The 16,320-nt window shown below is 41.0% G+C and carries 19 protein-coding genes; 1 reads left to right on the top strand and 18 read right to left on the bottom strand.

The window, feature by feature from the left end; all coding sequences use genetic code 11:
• The 18 genes from WAX46_RS08485 to WAX46_RS08400 form a co-directional block, all read right to left on the bottom strand.
• A partial coding sequence (locus tag WAX46_RS08485) for a helix-turn-helix domain-containing protein (protein ID WP_336493650.1) occupies nt 1-229 on the bottom strand: 229 nt, incomplete at its 3' end.
• A gap of 115 nt (nt 230-344) precedes the next feature.
• Nucleotides 345-854 carry a YpoC family protein gene (locus tag WAX46_RS08480; RefSeq protein WP_226567960.1) on the bottom strand — a complete coding sequence of 170 codons (510 nt, stop codon included), beginning with the start codon at nt 852-854 and terminating at the stop codon, nt 345-347.
• The gene (nth, locus tag WAX46_RS08475; protein WP_336493649.1) at nt 851-1,513 is read right to left on the bottom strand and encodes an endonuclease III; all 663 of its coding nucleotides are present in this window, start codon (nt 1,511-1,513) and stop codon (nt 851-853) included. Before nth ends, WAX46_RS08480 begins: the two co-directional genes overlap by 4 nt.
• A gap of 17 nt (nt 1,514-1,530) precedes the next feature.
• Entirely contained in the window at nt 1,531-2,235 is a 705-nt protein-coding gene (locus tag WAX46_RS08470) for a DnaD domain-containing protein (protein WP_226567958.1), read from the bottom strand.
• A gap of 98 nt (nt 2,236-2,333) precedes the next feature.
• Nucleotides 2,334-3,626, bottom strand: coding sequence for an asparagine--tRNA ligase (gene asnS / locus WAX46_RS08465; protein ID WP_336493648.1), 1,293 nt, complete (start codon nt 3,624-3,626; stop codon nt 2,334-2,336).
• Between the two features lie 112 nt (nt 3,627-3,738).
• On the bottom strand, nt 3,739-4,224 hold the full coding sequence (gene tseB / locus WAX46_RS08460) for a cell wall elongation/penicillin-binding protein regulator TseB (RefSeq protein ID WP_336493647.1): 486 nt from the start codon (nt 4,222-4,224) through the stop codon (nt 3,739-3,741).
• A gap of 12 nt (nt 4,225-4,236) precedes the next feature.
• Complete coding sequence (locus WAX46_RS08455) at nt 4,237-4,407, bottom strand: YpmA family protein (RefSeq protein ID WP_226567955.1); 171 nt, start codon at nt 4,405-4,407, stop codon at nt 4,237-4,239.
• A gap of 133 nt (nt 4,408-4,540) precedes the next feature.
• Entirely contained in the window at nt 4,541-7,333 is a 2,793-nt protein-coding gene (gene dinG / locus WAX46_RS08450) for an ATP-dependent DNA helicase DinG (protein WP_226567954.1), read from the bottom strand.
• A 104-nt stretch (nt 7,334-7,437) separates the two neighbouring features.
• The gene (gene panD / locus WAX46_RS08445; RefSeq protein WP_024422780.1) at nt 7,438-7,821 is read right to left on the bottom strand and encodes an aspartate 1-decarboxylase; all 384 of its coding nucleotides are present in this window, start codon (nt 7,819-7,821) and stop codon (nt 7,438-7,440) included.
• Nucleotides 7,814-8,680, bottom strand: a complete 867-nt coding sequence (panC, locus tag WAX46_RS08440) for a pantoate--beta-alanine ligase (protein ID WP_336493646.1) — start codon at nt 8,678-8,680, stop codon at nt 7,814-7,816. Before panC ends, panD begins: the two co-directional genes overlap by 8 nt.
• A complete protein-coding gene (gene panB / locus WAX46_RS08435; protein ID WP_226567952.1) occupies nt 8,677-9,516 on the bottom strand; it encodes a 3-methyl-2-oxobutanoate hydroxymethyltransferase in 840 nt (279 codons plus the stop codon). Before panB ends, panC begins: the two co-directional genes overlap by 4 nt.
• 199 nt (nt 9,517-9,715) lie before the next feature.
• The gene (locus WAX46_RS08430; protein WP_226567951.1) at nt 9,716-10,699 is read right to left on the bottom strand and encodes a biotin--[acetyl-CoA-carboxylase] ligase; all 984 of its coding nucleotides are present in this window, start codon (nt 10,697-10,699) and stop codon (nt 9,716-9,718) included.
• The gene (locus WAX46_RS08425) at nt 10,672-11,874 is read right to left on the bottom strand and encodes a CCA tRNA nucleotidyltransferase (protein ID WP_226567950.1); all 1,203 of its coding nucleotides are present in this window, start codon (nt 11,872-11,874) and stop codon (nt 10,672-10,674) included. The genes WAX46_RS08430 and WAX46_RS08425 overlap by 28 nt, the downstream gene beginning before the upstream one ends.
• Complete coding sequence (bshA, locus tag WAX46_RS08420) at nt 11,867-13,012, bottom strand: N-acetyl-alpha-D-glucosaminyl L-malate synthase BshA (RefSeq protein ID WP_226567949.1); 1,146 nt, start codon at nt 13,010-13,012, stop codon at nt 11,867-11,869. The genes WAX46_RS08425 and bshA overlap by 8 nt, the downstream gene beginning before the upstream one ends.
• Nucleotides 13,013-13,014: 2 nt before the next feature.
• On the bottom strand, nt 13,015-13,719 hold the full coding sequence (gene bshB1, locus WAX46_RS08415) for a bacillithiol biosynthesis deacetylase BshB1 (RefSeq protein ID WP_336493645.1): 705 nt from the start codon (nt 13,717-13,719) through the stop codon (nt 13,015-13,017).
• On the bottom strand, nt 13,706-14,125 hold the full coding sequence (gene mgsA, locus WAX46_RS08410; RefSeq protein ID WP_226567947.1) for a methylglyoxal synthase: 420 nt from the start codon (nt 14,123-14,125) through the stop codon (nt 13,706-13,708). Before mgsA ends, bshB1 begins: the two co-directional genes overlap by 14 nt.
• 17 nt (nt 14,126-14,142) lie before the next feature.
• Nucleotides 14,143-14,946 carry a 4-hydroxy-tetrahydrodipicolinate reductase gene (dapB, locus tag WAX46_RS08405; RefSeq protein WP_336493644.1) on the bottom strand — a complete coding sequence of 268 codons (804 nt, stop codon included), beginning with the start codon at nt 14,944-14,946 and terminating at the stop codon, nt 14,143-14,145.
• A gap of 5 nt (nt 14,947-14,951) precedes the next feature.
• Nucleotides 14,952-15,287 carry a nucleotide pyrophosphohydrolase gene (locus tag WAX46_RS08400; RefSeq protein ID WP_226567945.1) on the bottom strand — a complete coding sequence of 112 codons (336 nt, stop codon included), beginning with the start codon at nt 15,285-15,287 and terminating at the stop codon, nt 14,952-14,954.
• Nucleotides 15,288-15,424: 137 nt separating this feature from the next.
• Here WAX46_RS08400 and WAX46_RS08395 point away from each other — a divergent pair, with 137 nt between their 5' ends.
• On the top strand, nt 15,425-16,297 hold the full coding sequence (locus tag WAX46_RS08395; RefSeq protein ID WP_336493643.1) for a YitT family protein: 873 nt from the start codon (nt 15,425-15,427) through the stop codon (nt 16,295-16,297).
• Nucleotides 16,298-16,320 lie beyond the last annotated feature (23 nt).

The following is a 16,320-nucleotide window of genomic DNA, read 5'->3' as shown; positions in this document are numbered from 1 at the left end:
TCTCTAATTCGGAAGAGTACTCGGGACCCTTTCCATAGATATATTGTTTTCCAACAGGCTGTTCGAACCTGTGTGTATCCCCAGCCTTATGCCACCTCACCCATGTCTGAACCTGCGTCTTATTCTTGATATTCAATTCCTGCATGATCTCTTTCATAGGTACACCTGCCAATCTCATTTCTACAGCCTTCTGTTTGACTTCAACTGGATAACTCACTCTTGTCCCCATAGAAAAAACACCTCCATGTTTTATTTCGGATCACAACGGTCCGTTTTCAAACTTGAAGGTGTTTTTTATTTGTCTCATATTATGGGGTCAGTCCCCTTATTTGGCAAGTGCTTTTTTAACGATTCCGCTTTAACTTTTTGAGTGCATCGTATTTTCCATACTGCTTTTTGAATTCTGTATATAGCTCGTCCAGTTGAATAAAGCAGTGATATTGGGTAGGCTTTAGCAAAATGAACTCTAATCGTTCTGTCCAGTTAATAGGAGCAACAGGAAACATCTGTTGTTTAATATCCTCCCAATCAACCGTTTGAAGCCGCTCCCCTTTGATCCAGTAAAACATTGCAATCATACTGACGATTCCTTGCAGCATATCATCCTCTTCACAGCGGGATTTTCTTGTTTGAAAACGAGGAAGCATTTTTTCTTTTAATTCATTCCAAAGCTCGAACATCACAGGAACACACTCTTCTGTTTTCTGCCACGGAAGCCCGTCTGTTAAAGGTTCTGACGATAGATCAAATGCGAGTGGATTGACCCTTAGGATATCTAATCGTTCGCCTTTTATCTCTGTCTTTTTCTCTTTTAGCTTTTCTACATATGAGGTGAAAACAGCTGCCGCACTCATGCTAGCTTCACCAGCCCTTTTTTCAGCCTCTTCTGCCCTTCTCTACACATATCGAGCAGCGGACAAGATGCACATTGCGGCCGCTGCGCCTTGCAATGATATCTACCAAAAAAGATCAGACGATGATGGGTGACGGACCAATCTTCTTTTGGCACCTTCTTCATTAATGTCTGCTCTACTTCGAGAACAGAATCCTTCCAGTGGCAAATCCCAAGGCGTTTACTAACTCGTTCTACGTGTGTGTCTACAGCAATAGCCGGAATCCCAAAAGCGACTGATACCACAACATTTGCTGTTTTTCGTCCAACACCTGGAAGCTTAACTAGCTCGTCTCGGCCCCTTGGTACTTCACCGCCAAATTCTTCAATCAGCATTTTACTTAATTTTTGAATGTTTTTCGCCTTATTTCGATAAAGACCAATTGAGCGAATATCTTGCTGCAATTCTTCAAGCGGCACACTTAAAAAGCCTTCTGGTGTTTTATACTTTTGAAATAATGTTTTGGTCACTTTGTTCACAAGAACGTCTGTACATTGAGCAGAGAGTGCAACAGCGATCACAAGTTCAAATGGATTAGAATGAACAAGCTCACACTCTGCCTCTGGAAACATGTCTCCTATGATTTCTAAACACTCATTGATTTGTTTTTTTGATAACATGCCTTCTCCTTTATTGGTTATTGTTCCAGCCAATTATAAAAAGGAACTTGTCGTTTATAAGATGAAGTCTCTTCTTTTAATGGTGGTGATTTTTGCTGTGAACGGAAATGCTGGCTATGTTCTTTTGCTTCTTCCGCTGTTTTCAGCCCTTTCTTTTTCCACTCAAACAAAATTCGATCGATATAACGGAAATTTAATTTTCCTGATAAAACCGCTTCTCTTAGTGCTAAACGAATCATTGCCGCATCATGGTGATCTTGATCCATCCAAATAGAGAGTGTTTCTCCTTCAAGAGGAGACAGTGGTCTGCCGAATTCTTCTTCAAATAGTGCATATAAAGACTTTTCGGCCTGTACATAATCCTTCTGTGTTTCTTTCGCTTGTTTTGCTTCTAAAAAGTCATATAGCATGCCCCATAAAGGCTCTACTGAGTAGCGGTCATGCTGAATGCCAGACCTGTCTTCAAACGGCTGAATCGAAATAAATCCCTTTTGGATCAAATGCTGAACCATATATGCACACTCTTCCGCTGATATGGTCATGCCATTAGATAGTTCTTCAAATGTTTGAAAGAAAACGCCTTGTTCTTCGTTCATTTTAATCTTTAGCATCACGATCATTTGTGATTCATTCAGTCCTAGCTGCTCATAATGAGCTATCAGCAAATTAGGCAAACTTGTTGACCCCATTTGCTGCATATCAATAAATTGCTGCCTATTCATCAGATACACCTCTTCACATTCAGTATATCACGTTTTATTTTACGTGCCCCAAGAAAAGACATTTGAAAAAGCCTCCATATGTTGGAGGCTTTCACGTCTTAAGGGTATAAACGGTTTAATAATCTTGGGAATGGAATGGTTTCACGCACATGCGGCGCTCCACTAATCCAAGCAACAGTACGTTCAAGTCCAAGTCCAAAACCTGAATGCGGTACAGAACCATATTGTCTTAATTCTGTGTACCATTTGTAAGTTTCTTGATCTAAACCGTGTTCTTTTAATCTTGCTTCAAGTAGCTCTAAATCATGAACACGCTCAGAACCGCCGATAATCTCCCCATAGCCTTCTGGTGCAATTAAATCTGCACAAAGCACTACATCTTTACGGTCTGGTGATGGCTGCATATAAAACGGTTTTAATGTTGTTGGGTAATGAGTAATAAATACCGGTTTATCATAGCTTTCAGCGATCGCTGTTTCATGAGGCGCCCCGAAGTCATCTCCCCATTCAATATCATCAAATCCTTTATCCTGCAAGAATTTAATCGCTTCATCATAAGTAATACGCGGGAATGGTGCTTTGATATTTTCTAATTTTTCTGTATCACGGCCAAGTGTATGCAGCTCCACTTTACAATTTACTAGTACATTTTGAACAACGTGAGACACATAATTTTCTTGGTACTCAAGGTTTTCATTAAATTCTACAAAAGCCATCTCAGGCTCGATCATCCAAAACTCGATCAAGTGGCGTTTTGTTTTAGATTTTTCCGCTCTAAATGTTGGGCCAAATGAAAATACTTTTCCTAAAGCCATCGCAGCAGCTTCCATGTAAAGCTGTCCACTTTGAGACAAATAAGCATCTTCATCAAAGTATTTGGTAGCGAATAGCTCAGTTGTTCCTTCAGGTGCACTTCCTGTTAAGATAGGTGGATCCACTTTAACGAAACCTTCTTGATGGAAAAACTCATATGTAGCACGAATAATTTCGTTACGAATTTTCATAATGGCATGCTGTTTTTTTGAACGAAGCCATAGATGACGGTGATCCATTAAGAATTCTGTCCCATGTTCTTTTGGGGTAATTGGGTAATCTGTTGCTTCGTGAATGACTTTAATGGATTTGACTTGCAGTTCAAAACCAAGTGGTGAACGCTCATCTTTTGTGACTTGTCCTGTCACATATACAGATGTCTCTTGTGTGACTGATTTCGCAAGCTTAAAGACATCCTCTTCCACTTCTGCTTTTACAACGACTCCTTGAATAAAGCCCGTCCCGTCACGCAGCTGCAAAAATGCAATTTTTCCGCTTGAACGTTTATTGGCAATCCATCCGCCTATTGTTACTTCTTCATCGACGTGTTTGAACACTTGATTAATGGTTGTTTTCAACATATTTCCCTCCAAAGCCAGAAAGAAACTCACCTTTTTTTCAGGTGTGAATCTTTTTTCACAATTATTATAACCGTTCTAAATCAGCATGGTCAACGCAAGACTGGTGAAACTACGGTGTTAAATTTTTTTCCACTCGGCCTGTTGTAAAATCGACATAGCTGAAGCTATATTGCTTGTTCTCATTCAAGTAGGTCACTTCCCAAAGGAGTACGTCACCTTCTCTTGCTAATTTGACGTCCTTTAGCTTAGAAACGGTGTTCTCCTTTTGAACAGCTTGTACTGCTTGGTTTGAGGTCATTCCTTCTTTTGCTTTTTTTGCGATCACTTTTTCTTTTTTGCTAGCAGGTACCCATACATACATCGTTTCATTTTGTTTGTTTTTTCCTTCAACAATAAATTGTTTTTCTTTCCCGACAAAGGTTTCCACTTCATCTACTTGTACTAATTTTCCTTGTTCTTTTGCTCGTTCAATCGCTGCCTCATGACCTTGTTCTTTTTGACCCATTGCAATCTGATATATCCAAGCAAAGCTAATGATGCCAATGAGTAAAACGAAAGCCACAATGGACGAAATAATCCAGACTATTCTTTTCATGTCAAGCTTCCCCTATGCGCGATAAATTGTAAATATCGCTTGATTTTGATCTTCTTGATCTAATGCTAATCCAAACATAAGATCTTCTCTTTTAAGCGTTCTGTTCAACAAGTCAACGATTTTGTAAAGATCTTCAGAATGCTGAATTTGAACAGTTGAAAGTACCTCTATTTTACTTTCCACTTTTTAATTCCTCCTCGGTACGTAAATATTGTTAGTCATACTTTTCTACGTGGGAACGGATACTATTTTTACAACGGAACACAAAAAGCCGTTACGATAAATTAACTCCAAACCCACACCAGCTAAAGGCCGCTTATGAAAGCGGCTTTTCGTTGTTTAGCTTCTCTATATACGCCGTAAGTGACTCTTTTGACATCTCATGGACAGGCGCATGAGGGAGTGATTTTAAAAATAGTTTTCCGTACGAAGCGGTTTTCACTCGACGGTCTAAGATCAGCAATGTACCAATATCTTTTTCAGAGCGAAGCAGGCGCCCTGCTCCTTGCTTAAAGGTTAACACAGCTTCTGGAAGAGCGACAGCTTTAAAAGGATTCTTTCCTTGTTTTTTAGCAGCTTCACATTTTGCTTCAATAAGCGGTGAATCAGGCGGCCGAAAAGGAAGTCTTGCCATAATGACAGTCGTCAGCTCTGAGCCTGGAAAATCGACTCCTTCCCAAAAACTGCCCGTACCCAGCAAAATCGCTTGCTTTGTTAATTTGAACATTTTCGTCAATTTCACAGGACTTCCACCTGTCAGACCTTGAGCAAACAGGGTCGAATGCATGCCTTCTGTTTTTAGCTCTTCATATACTGCTTTTAACATTTCATGTGAATTAAACAAGATCAATATCTTCGCTTGATGCTGCTTCTCCATGATCTTGACATATCCTGCTACTTGCTTCACATAGTCTCGTTCATCAAGATTTGTGATCGCTGGCATGTCGGTCGGTACAACAACCTTGAGCTGTTTTTCAAGTTTAAAAGGTGAATCAATTTGGACAAGGTGCGGGTAAAAATCTTGCAACCCAAATCGCTCCAAGCAATAATCAAAACGATGATTGACTGTAAGCGTTCCTGATGTGAGGACCACACTTTTTTTGTTCATAAAAAATAGATCAGCCAAAAGCTCCCCAGTATCTAGCGGCTGTGCATACATAAATACAGCATTTTTGGCACCCTTTGCATCAATTTCAATCCAAACAGTTTCATCATTTTTCGGTTCAAAAATAAACCGGTACAGCGTACTGCAAAATCTATGCATAAACGACATGACTTGATCGTATTCCTCGGCTACAAAAGCAAAGTGGTCTGTAAGCTGATCACTTTTTTGAAGAAGCTCATTTTTTTGCTGCTCATAAAGCTTTTCACATGCAATTAACAAGGAACAGAGTTTACTCGCTGTCTCTTTAATCCGTTTCCACTGAGCATGTTTTGAATGATGACGCACTCTATGAATGAGACGATTAATGTCCGCTTTTGGTTTTGTCCTTTTGACAAAAGAGTGGACTGTGCTAAAAAATGCGTCACTTTCCATTTGAAGCTGATTGAGATATTCATCCATTTCGATAAAGGTATCCGTCTGTAAACCTGCGGCATGAAATCTCTTTTTCAGTTTCTTTAACAGCCCGCCTTGTAAGGAGCCTAGCTGCGTTAATTTCGCATGAAGCTGAATATAAGAGGCACTGTCACCCAGTGTTTCATTAGCTGTTTTCTCAAAATGATGGGCCTCATCAATGACATACACGTCTGCATGCTGAAAGTTAGATGATGTTTCCGTTTGTGATAAAAGCAGGCGGTGATTCGTTAAAATTAAATCGGCTGTTTGTGCTCTTTTTTTGGCCCGTTCATAAAAGCAATATTCTTTAAAGCGACGCTTTTTCGATGTAAACGGCATGTGCACACAGGAACTTCGATCTTTTATATTGGTTGCTCCTGACGGTAAATTCAATTCAGATAAATCACCCGTCTCTGTTACAAGCAGCCACATTAATATTTGGGCTTTTGTTAAGACTAAATCATAGTTATCATCTTCCTCATGCAGTACATGCTCAAACTTATCTAAACAAATATAATGCGCTCGCCCTTTGAATACACAGGCAGTTGGCTCGAATGGGAGCAATTGATTTAAAAGCGGGATATCGCGCTGAAGCATTTGCTGCTGCAAAAGAATAGAATATGTACTGATAATGACTGGCTTTCCTGATTTCTTTGCCTCTAATGCAGCTGGAATGAGGTAAGCTAGCGTTTTCCCAATGCCGGGTGCTGCTTCAATTAATGCGTAGGCTCTTTCATGAAACACATCTCTCACTTTATTCATCATTGTGAGCTGACCTTCTCTTACTTCATAGCCTTCTAACGTTAGCGGAAGCTTTTCTTTTATCTCTTCAAACAGCCGCTCGTCATCTGCGTCTACTGAATGTGTCGTCTCAGTCATGTGATTGGTCACATCTTTTACAGCAAATGAGCCGACTTCAACAAAAGGATTTTCCTGACTAGAATGACTCACCTCAAGCTGCTTAATTAACACTCCTATATCACTTAAGAGATATGACGATAATCTGCGCAGCTGCTTTAACACATTTGGCGGTATAAGTTTCAATTTTTGTAACAGGGTTAAAAATAACATAGCAGTAACTTCCGCATCACTATCCGCTCGGTGCGGGTGGTCATGTGGAAGCATAAGCTCTTCACTTAATTCAGTTAGCTTATAGCCTTCAAGTTGAGGATATAGAATTCTAGAAATTTCAACTGTATCAATTGCTAGCACATCCAGCTCATTTTTCCCGCATGCTTTCAGTTCATCATTTAAAAAGTTCAAGTCAAAATGGACATTGTGTGCAACAAAATAGTCACCCTGTATGAGGTCATATACCTGTTGGGCAATGTCCTCAAAAAACACCGCATCGTCAACCATGTGCTGTTTAATCCCTGTCAGCTGTTCAATAAATCCAGGGATCGCCTTTCCTGGATTCACATATCTTGAATATCGTTCGACAATTTGTCCATTTTCAATGACCACCGCAGCAATTTGAATGATTTTATCACCCTTCTTTGGTGAATTTCCGGTGGTTTCAATATCAACGACAACAAACCTTTGATCGGTCATAAAATGGACACCTCAATTCCTCGTTCCACTCTAAGTGAAACACGCTCTGGGCAATATAGCTGAAACAGAACAGCTTCTTTTCATGAAACTGTTCTGTTTACATGTTATAAAATCGTTCTCGCGGGCTCTTGCCCAATCATTTGTTCAATTTGATTTTGTTTATTTAACACGACCACTTTGGGTGTATGTGTCTTTGCTTCTTCTTCTGAGAGCATCCCATAAGCGATAATAATGACTTCATCTCCTGGCTGAACCAATCTTGCCGCCGCACCATTTAGACAAATGACACCGCTTTTTCTTTCACCAGGAATTATATATGTCTCAAGTCTAGCTCCATTGTGATTATTGACAATTTGCACTTTCTCATTTGCCATCATGCCTGCCGCATCAAGTAAATCTTCATCGATTGTAATACTGCCTACATAATGTAAATTTGCTTCTGTCACAGTTGCTTTGTGGAGCTTTGAGGTCATAAAGGTTCTATACATGTTTTTCACCGCTTTCAGGAACATAGAAAATCACATTATCAATCAGTCTTGCATGAGAGAACTTCACAGCAATAGCAATAATCACCTTACCTGTTAGCTGCTGAAGTGGTTCAAGTTCTGGATAGGAGTAAATCTCAATATAATCAATTTCTCCACTTGTTTGAAGAAGCTCCTCTTCAACTAACTGATAAATACGATGTAGATCACGTTCTCCTTTTTCAACAGCTGACTGTCCTTTTTTTAAGGCCCGGTATAGAGCGGGTGCTTCCTGTCTTTCGGTCTTAGACAAATAGACATTTCTTGAGCTTTTCGCTAAACCGTCTTCTTCTCGAACTGTTGGAACAGACACAAGGTGAAGGTCAAAGAAGAAATCCTTGATCATCCCTTCTATCACAGCGACTTGCTGTGCATCCTTTAGACCAAAGTATACATTTGTTGGTGCAACGAGATGAAACAGCTTTGTGAGCACAGTGACAACGCCGTCCAAGTGCCCTGGACGTTTCTTCCCGCATAAGACATCAGTACGCTTTTGAACAGTCATCGTAATAGATGGTTCATCTTGATACATTTCTTTCACATCAGGTGTAAATAAAATATCCACTCCCGCTTCCTCTGCAAGGCGCTGGTCTCTTTTTATATCTCTTGGATAGGATTCAAAGTCTTCGTTCGGTCCAAATTGCAAAGGATTGACAAAAATGCTCATCACCAAAATGTCATTTTGTTCTCTTGCCTTTTTTGCCAAAGTCATGTGTCCTTCATGAAGGAAGCCCATTGTTGGGACAAAACCGATAGAATGCTGCTTCTTTTGATGCTGCTTTATGAGTTCTTTTAGCTCATGAATATGGGTAACAACGTTCATTTCTTGATTCCCCCATATAAACCATCAAGGACTTCTTCTTTGATATGAAATGTGTGTGCTTCCTCTGGAAATGTACGTGCTTTTACTTCTTTCGTATATTGTATGAGCGCTTCTTCTAGTACAGCATCGAGTTGCGCGTATTGTTTCACAAATTTAGGTATTCTAGACACCCCGTAGCCTACCACATCATGGTAAACGAGAACTTGTCCGTCCGCTTCAGCTCCTGCACCAATTCCAATGACAGGAATCTTCAGAATGTCGGTAATACGTTTTGTCAGTTCACCAGGTACGCATTCTAGTACAAGTGCGATCGCACCTGCTTCCTCACATTTCAGACTATCTTCAATCAATTTCTGAGCACTCTCTTGGTCTTTTCCTTGCACTTTATACCCGCCAAGTACACCGACTGATTGAGGTGTGAGTCCTAAATGACTGACGACAGGAATTCCGCCTCTTGTCAAAGCTTGAATGGATTCGAATACTCCGTCTCCGCCTTCTAGCTTCAGGGCATCAGCACCGCTTTCTTGCATGATACGTGCTGCATTTTTCATCGTTTCTTCTAATGAATAATGATAAGACATAAATGGCATATCGGTCACAATAAATGTATCTTTTGCGGCTCTTTTGACTGCTTTTGTGTGATGAATCATATCATCTATCGTCACTTGTACTGTTGAATCAAGTCCAAGTACGACCATCCCAAGTGAGTCACCAACTAAGATCATGTCGACTTCCGCTTTTTCGGCTTGCTTTGCAGCTGGATAGTCGTATGCTGTCAGCATCACAATAGGTTCGTTTTGTTCTTTCATTTTGAAAAAATCTAGCTTTGTTTTCATTTGTTCCTCCTCATTCTGGAGAGGAAATGGCTTGCCTCACATCACATGCTCTTTTCTCTCATGCGCGGGCAAATCATCCCTCTGTCCAAGTCCCTTAGGATCAAGGCAGAAATTTATCAATTTTTTCTTCCTAACAGGTACAGTTCTTTTTCAGATACTGCCCACACGAAGTATATCAAAAATGTGCCGGGTGTTCCACTTAAGTTGACTTGGTCTCTATGTCTGCGGAGTAGATTTTTTGGATACCCTCCGTCGTTTCAAGTAATAGGACACCTTCATCATTGATTCCGAGCGCCGTTCCTGTATATTGCCCATTGACGGTGCAGGCGACAATATGTTTACCGATGGTCATCGTATACGATTCCCATAATTGTTTGATCGGTGCAATTCCGTGCTTTAGATAATCATCATACCTTCTTTCGAAGATGTACAAAATGTTTTGAATCAGCGCAGCTCTGTCTACCTTTTCATTCAGTTCCATTCGTACACTTGTAGCTACATCCTTTAGTTCATCAGGAAAATCATCTGTCATTTGGTTCACATTTATGCCTTGGCCGATAATCACCGCATGAACCTGGTCAGCTTCTGCCTTTAATTCAGTTAGAATGCCAACGACCTTTTTTCCGTTTAACAAGATATCGTTTGGCCATTTAATGGAGGGACTGAGTCCTGTTTTCTGCGCGATTGCTTCTGTGATAGCTACAGATGCCAAAAGCGTCATTTGCGGTGCTTTGTGTAATGGGATTTCAGGCCGGAGAATCAGACTCATCCAAATGCCTGTCCCATTTGGTGAATGCCACGTTCTTTGAAGGCGCCCTTTTCCGTTTGTCTGATGATCACTGACAACAAGCGAGCCGTGGGGGGCTCCTTCATTTACAAGGTCATGGGCGATAAGCTGAGTTGATTCGACTTCTTCTTGAAAGTAAATGTGTCTGCCAAATTCTTCTGTTTCTAGACCAAAAAGAATTTCGTCCTCACTAATTTTGTCCGGTTTACGAAGCAGGCGGTATCCTTTTCTTCTGACGGCCTCTACCTCATAACCTTCTTTTCGTAAATCCTCAATATGCTTCCATACAGCCGTTCGGGAGCATCCAAGCTCATTACATAATTGCTGGCTCGAAACAAAATCTTGCTCAGAGGTGGTAAACAATTCAATTAATCGTTTTCTAATTGCTGATCGCATGCTATGAGCCACTCCTCTATGGCTTCTTTTCGGTTTTTTAAACGGTTTTGCAGAACTGCTTTCTTCACTAAATTAAGCTCTTCTGCAATCCATTTACCTGATGTCTTTTGCCGAAAGGCCATTAAATCTTTTCCTGAAACTGCAAGATCTTGAAGCTTTTTAATAGACAGGGATTCATATGAACGCTTCGCCGCCTCCAGCTCGTCAAAGAAAATGCGGCGCTCATGCTTTAGCTGCGTAATTTTCAAACTGGATAATAGCACGTGTTCACCAACTTCAAACATCTTTTCCGCATCCCAGTCACAATCGACATATTTACTGATGGCAACCGCCTTTTTTAGGAGCTTCGTTGACAACTTCCATTCTTTTAATAAGGACACAGCCTCTGTCTCATCTAGACGAAGCAAGTGGATAAAGGATCCCCATACCTCTTCTAGTCCATCTAATAAATAATATGGAAATGCTTGCAGGGATTGATTGAGCCTATTCGCTTTGAGACCTGGCAATTCTTCATACAATTTCGTTGAGATGAGCACCTTAATTGCTTGCTCACAATAGCGACCTTTTAAAAGCTTCTCCATTTCAATCTTTTTGCGCTCAACAGATATGTTGGCAAGCAGATGCTTATCTTTTTTCATCGCATCAGCCATTTCAGCAGACAGCTCAAAGCCGAGCTGACTTAAAAAACGGACGGCTCTCATCATGCGAAGCGCATCTTCTTGAAAGCGGCACGCAGGATCTCCAACGGTTTGAATTCGTTTCCGATCAATATCCTGTTTGCCTCCTACATAGTCAATGATCTCACCATTTATATCCATGGCCATCGCATTGATCGTTAAATCTCTTCTTAAAAGATCTTCTTTCAATGATGAGATAAACTCTACTTCCTTAGGTCTGCGAAAGTCTTCATATTCTGATTCACTTCGAAACGTAGTGACCTCATAGCTGACCCCATCATGTAAGACTATGACTGTGCCATGCTCCTTACCAACATCAACCGTTTTATGAAATAAAGACTCCACTACATCAGGTGTTGCATCTGTCGCAATATCAATATCTCCAATTTCTCGCCCTAAAAGGACATCTCTCACTGCTCCACCAACAAAGTAAGCCTGATAACCATGTTCGTGCAATGTATGTAAGACAGGGATAGCATGTGTGAATGGTTCATTCATCTTCATCATCACCTTCGATCAATTCTAGGTAAAGCTCTTCATACTCTCTCACAATTTTTTCAGAAGAGAAACTGACATGGACGCTTGACTGTGCTGCCATCGACACTTGTTGATGCATCGCTTCATCCTTGAGTAACGAGATCGCATATTTTGCTGCTCCGTCTATATCGCCGAGCGGGACAAGAAATCCTGTCTCTCCATGAGTAATGACCTCTGGAATTCCACCAACATCTGTCCCAATACAAGGTACCCCGCATGCCATTGCTTCAAGAAGTACAAGGCCAAAGCTCTCCTTCTCAGAAAGCAGCAGCTTCAAATCACTAATCGAATAAAGCTCCTCCACCTTCTCTTGCTTTCCTAAAAATAACACGCGGTCAGTCAGTCCTAGCTTTTTCACGAGTTCACATACAACCGATTTTTCAGGACCATCACCAATGAGCAACAGCTTTGCATGCACCTGTTCAGAAATCTTTTTAAAAACATGAATCACATCATGCACCCGCTTCACTTTTCGGAAATTCGATACATGGATAACGACTTTTTCGTCCTGTAAAAGGCCATAATGTTTCTTCAGCACATCGTGATCTTCACGCAAATAAATACGCTCATCGACGAAATTATGGATCGTATCGATTTTTTTATCTGGTTTAATCAAATCGTACGTCTGTGCGGCTAATGAATTTGACACAGCCGTTACGCGGTCAGATGATTCGATCGCAAACCGGATCACTTCCTTTAATGATGGATCATAGCCTAAAACCGTAATATCTGTCCCGTGAAGCGTGGTGACGACATTAACAGAGTGTCCTGTCATTTGCTTCGCTAAGAACGCACAGACAGCGTGCGGAACCGCATAATGCGCGTGAATAATATCCAACTTCTCTCGTTTTGCTACATCTGCTAATTTACTTGCTAGTGCAAGGTCATAAGGTGGATATTGAAAAACAGCATATTGATTGACATCAACCTCATGAAAATAAATATTCGGATACACTTTATTGAGTCTAAACGGAATGCTAGAGGTGATAAAATGAACGTCGTGCCCTTTTTCAGCTAAACGTTTTCCAAGCTCTGTGGCAATAATCCCTGAACCGCCGACGCTTGGATAACAAGTGATTCCGATCTTCAACTTCTTCATATTTACCCTCCGAGTAAGTCATCATCAATCAAAAGTGGTTTCTTTGTCAGAAACCCTTCTGCATAAGCTTTATTGACTTCCCTTCCATACATAGACTCTCTCATTTTGACAAAATCAATATAACCATTCACAAGCGGTGTCTCCACAGAATGCACCGATTTGACAAATTGGCTTTGATACGCATTTAAGCTATCGATTTTTTGGCTCATCTCACTAGAAATATCGATCACAAAATCTGGACGTTGATGACCGTTAATCATGTAATAATACATCTGGCTTATTTTATGCGCTGGCTGCTTGTATGAATCTTCAAATTTACGTATACCTGCAGAAAAAGCTGCCTCTTCTACAAGTGAGCCCGCATGACCATGATCAGGATGTCGATCTTGGTGGTGCGGGGCAAAAATAAGTCGTGGTTTGTATGTTCGAATGACGCCCGCAATTTCCTTTATCGCTTCGTCATTCAGATAAAGTCCTCTATCTGGCAGCGTGAGCTGGATTCGAGTCGTCACTCCTAAAATAGCTTCTGCTTCTTTTGCCTCTTCTTTTCGGCTGTTCACCGTGCCATTTGAGGATAATTCAGCCTGGGTCAAGTCGCAAATCCCGACACGCGCCCCTTTTTTTACGTATTTTGCAATCGTTCCACCCATTCCGATTTCTACATCATCGCTATGGGCACCGAATGCAAGGATGTCAAGTCGTTTCATTTGTTCCTCCGTTTTTTGCTACATCTCGAAAATCAAACGTACCTTTATTTAAATTCCTGACTAAAATTTCAGCTGTTCCCATATTGGTTGCTAATGGGATGGCATACACATCGCAAAGCCGGATGAGTGCCGATACATCTGGTTCATGCGGCTGTGCGGTTAGCGGATCTCTAAAAAAGAGCACAAGATCCATTGCATTATTAGCAATTAAAGCACCAATCTGCTGATCTCCTCCAAGTGGCCCTGATTGGAAACGATGGATGGGAAGCCCAGTCGCTTCTTTCACTCTCAAACCTGTTGTCCCTGTTGCATAAAGTGTATGATCTGCCAAAATATCACGGTACGCAATGGCAAACTGAATCATGTCACTTTTTTTCTTATCATGAGCGATTAAAGCAATGTTCATCAGGAATCCACTCCTTATTAGTCGATGATATTTTCTAAACCATAAACGAGTTGGTCAATGTGCATGACTTGTTCCACCGAAAGCTTCACACCTGACATAAATGAGGCACGGTTATACGAATCATGACGAATGGTCACAGTCTGTCCATCCATCCCAAACAGTACTTCTTGATGTGCAATCATGCCCGGAAGCCTTACGCTGTGCAAACGGATGCCATCGTAATCTGCTCCTCGTGCCCCTTCGATTAATTCTTTTTCTTCTGGATGTCCCTGCTTTTTGCTTTGTCTTACTTCTGCAATCATTTCAGCTGTTTTTAGGCCCGTACCGCTCGGGGCGTCCAGTTTTTTATCATGATGAAGCTCAATGATCTCAACGTCAGGAAAGTAATTTGCTGCCATTTTGGCAAACTTCATCATTAAAACAGCACCAACAGCAAAGTTAGGTGCAATAATGCATCCTATGCCCTTTTCTTCTGTTAATTGCTGAAGCTGCTTCAGGTCAGCCTCTGAAAAACCAGTTGTGCCTACGACTGGACGCACGCCATGTTCAAGCGCTTTTTTCGTATGTACTTTTCCGATTTCTGGTGTCGTCAGATCAATTAATACATCGGGTGCTGTCTCTGAAAGACACACATCAATATCCGTATATATTGGCGCATGAGATGTCGTATGAATCACATCAGATAATTTTTTCCCTTCGTGTCTATGATCAAGTGCTGCCACTAGCTCAAAATGGTTTGTTTCTTCTGCCAGCTTGACAGCCTCTATCCCCATTCTTCCTCTTGCTCCAGCGACTACTACTTTGATGGTTTGGTTCGTCATCGTCTCTACTTCCCTTCCTTTTTCGTCCAGCGGTCTTTGTCTCTTGTATTGAATTTATGCATCACACGATCATGAGCTTCTTCAAGTGAAATATTGAGTGAATTCGCCAGACATGTTAACACAAACAAAACATCGCCAATTTCTTCTTCCATGCTTTTTTCCGTTTCAGTTGTTTTTTTCGGCTTTTCTCCATAATAATGGTTAACCTCTCTTGCTAGCTCACCCAACTCTTCTGTCATACGGGCCATCATGGCAAGTGGGCTGAAATAGCGTTCTTTAAATTGTCCTATATAATCATCTACTTCTTGCTGCACATGGCGCAGTGTTTTTTCTTTCGTCATGAAGCTCATCCTCCTATCCGTCTCTTACATGTTAGCGAAATCATAAATATTTGACAAATGTTTAAAACTCGGTTTGCTAGTTTCTCTCCCATACCATATAATATTATCGCTGTCTAAGCAAAAAAAGGAGGGATCTTTTGCTAAAAGAAATTCGTTTTAAAAACATCGTATTTATTTTAATAGGGTCTGCGATTTTTTCTTTCGGTCTTGTTCATTTTAATATGCAGAACAACTTGGCGGAAGGCGGATTTACAGGTATTACACTGCTTTTATATTTTCTATTTCACATTGACCCTTCCATTTCAAACCTTGTCTTAAACATTCCAATCTTTTTTATCGGCTGGAAAATGCTTGGAAGAACCATGTTTACCTATACAATTGTAGGAACAATCAGCCTTTCTGTCTTCCTTGCCATCTTCCAGCGCTTTCAAATACATATGCCTCTCCAGCACGATTTAGCCTTAGCTGCACTCTTTGCAGGGGTGTTTATCGGAACTGGCCTTGGGATCATCTTTAAATTCGGTGGTACTACAGGCGGCGTCGACATTATTGCAAGACTGATCAACAAGCATTATCAGGTGGCAATGGGAAGGACAATGTTTATCTTTGACGCATGCGTCATTACCATCTCTCTCACCTATTTAAATTACAAAGAAGCCATGTATACACTCGTTGCAGTCTTTGTCGCTGCGAAAGTCATCGACTTCATGCAAGAAGGCGCTTACGCAGCCAAAGGGGCCATGATTATTTCAGAAAAGGATGATATCATTCAAAAGAAAATCACAGAGGAAATGGAACGCGGAGTGACCATTTTAAAAGGCGTTGGCTCCTATACGAAACAGGAACGCAATGTCCTTTATTGTGTCGTTCCAAAAAATGAGCTTGTTCACCTCAAAAGCGTCGTGACATCAGTTGATCCTCATGCATTTGTCTCAGTGAGTGACGTGCATGACGTACTTGGTGAAGGCTTCACATTAGATGAACATAAAAAGCCACTCAATCCCCATTAAAAAAAGAAGCCCCAAATGTTAGA

Source organism: Bacillus sp. FJAT-53060, from assembly GCF_037104745.1.
Taxonomy (GTDB): domain Bacteria; phylum Bacillota; class Bacilli; order Bacillales; family Bacillaceae; genus Bacillus; species Bacillus stratosphericus_B.
Note: the sequence above shows the minus strand (reverse complement) of the source record. Positions and strands in the feature narration are given on the sequence as shown.

What these genes read in the sequence shown, in the direction of transcription:
- WAX46_RS08425 (WP_226567950.1), bottom strand. Translation starts at nt 11,874, where the DNA reads ATGAATGAACCATTCACACATGCTATCCCTGTCTTACATACATTGCAC.
- bshA (WP_226567949.1), bottom strand. Translation starts at nt 13,012, where the DNA reads ATGAAGAAGTTGAAGATCGGAATCACTTGTTATCCAAGCGTCGGCGGT.
- WAX46_RS08400 (WP_226567945.1), bottom strand. Translation starts at nt 15,287, where the DNA reads ATGACGAAAGAAAAAACACTGCGCCATGTGCAGCAAGAAGTAGATGAT.
- WAX46_RS08470 (WP_226567958.1), bottom strand. Translation starts at nt 2,235, where the DNA reads ATGAATAGGCAGCAATTTATTGATATGCAGCAAATGGGGTCAACAAGT.
- dinG (WP_226567954.1), bottom strand. Translation starts at nt 7,333, where the DNA reads ATGACCGATCAAAGGTTTGTTGTCGTTGATATTGAAACCACCGGAAAT.
- bshB1 (WP_336493645.1), bottom strand. Translation starts at nt 13,719, where the DNA reads ATGAAACGACTTGACATCCTTGCATTCGGTGCCCATAGCGATGATGTA.
- nth (WP_336493649.1), bottom strand. Translation starts at nt 1,513, where the DNA reads ATGTTATCAAAAAAACAAATCAATGAGTGTTTAGAAATCATAGGAGAC.
- panC (WP_336493646.1), bottom strand. Translation starts at nt 8,680, where the DNA reads ATGAACGTTGTTACCCATATTCATGAGCTAAAAGAACTCATAAAGCAG.
- tseB (WP_336493647.1), bottom strand. Translation starts at nt 4,224, where the DNA reads ATGAAAAGAATAGTCTGGATTATTTCGTCCATTGTGGCTTTCGTTTTA.
- WAX46_RS08480 (WP_226567960.1), bottom strand. Translation starts at nt 854, where the DNA reads ATGAGTGCGGCAGCTGTTTTCACCTCATATGTAGAAAAGCTAAAAGAG.
- WAX46_RS08430 (WP_226567951.1), bottom strand. Translation starts at nt 10,699, where the DNA reads ATGCGATCAGCAATTAGAAAACGATTAATTGAATTGTTTACCACCTCT.
- mgsA (WP_226567947.1), bottom strand. Translation starts at nt 14,125, where the DNA reads ATGAACATTGCTTTAATCGCTCATGATAAGAAAAAAAGTGACATGATT.
- panD (WP_024422780.1), bottom strand. Translation starts at nt 7,821, where the DNA reads ATGTATAGAACCTTTATGACCTCAAAGCTCCACAAAGCAACTGTGACA.
- panB (WP_226567952.1), bottom strand. Translation starts at nt 9,516, where the DNA reads ATGAAAACAAAGCTAGATTTTTTCAAAATGAAAGAACAAAACGAACCT.
- dapB (WP_336493644.1), bottom strand. Translation starts at nt 14,946, where the DNA reads ATGACGAACCAAACCATCAAAGTAGTAGTCGCTGGAGCAAGAGGAAGA.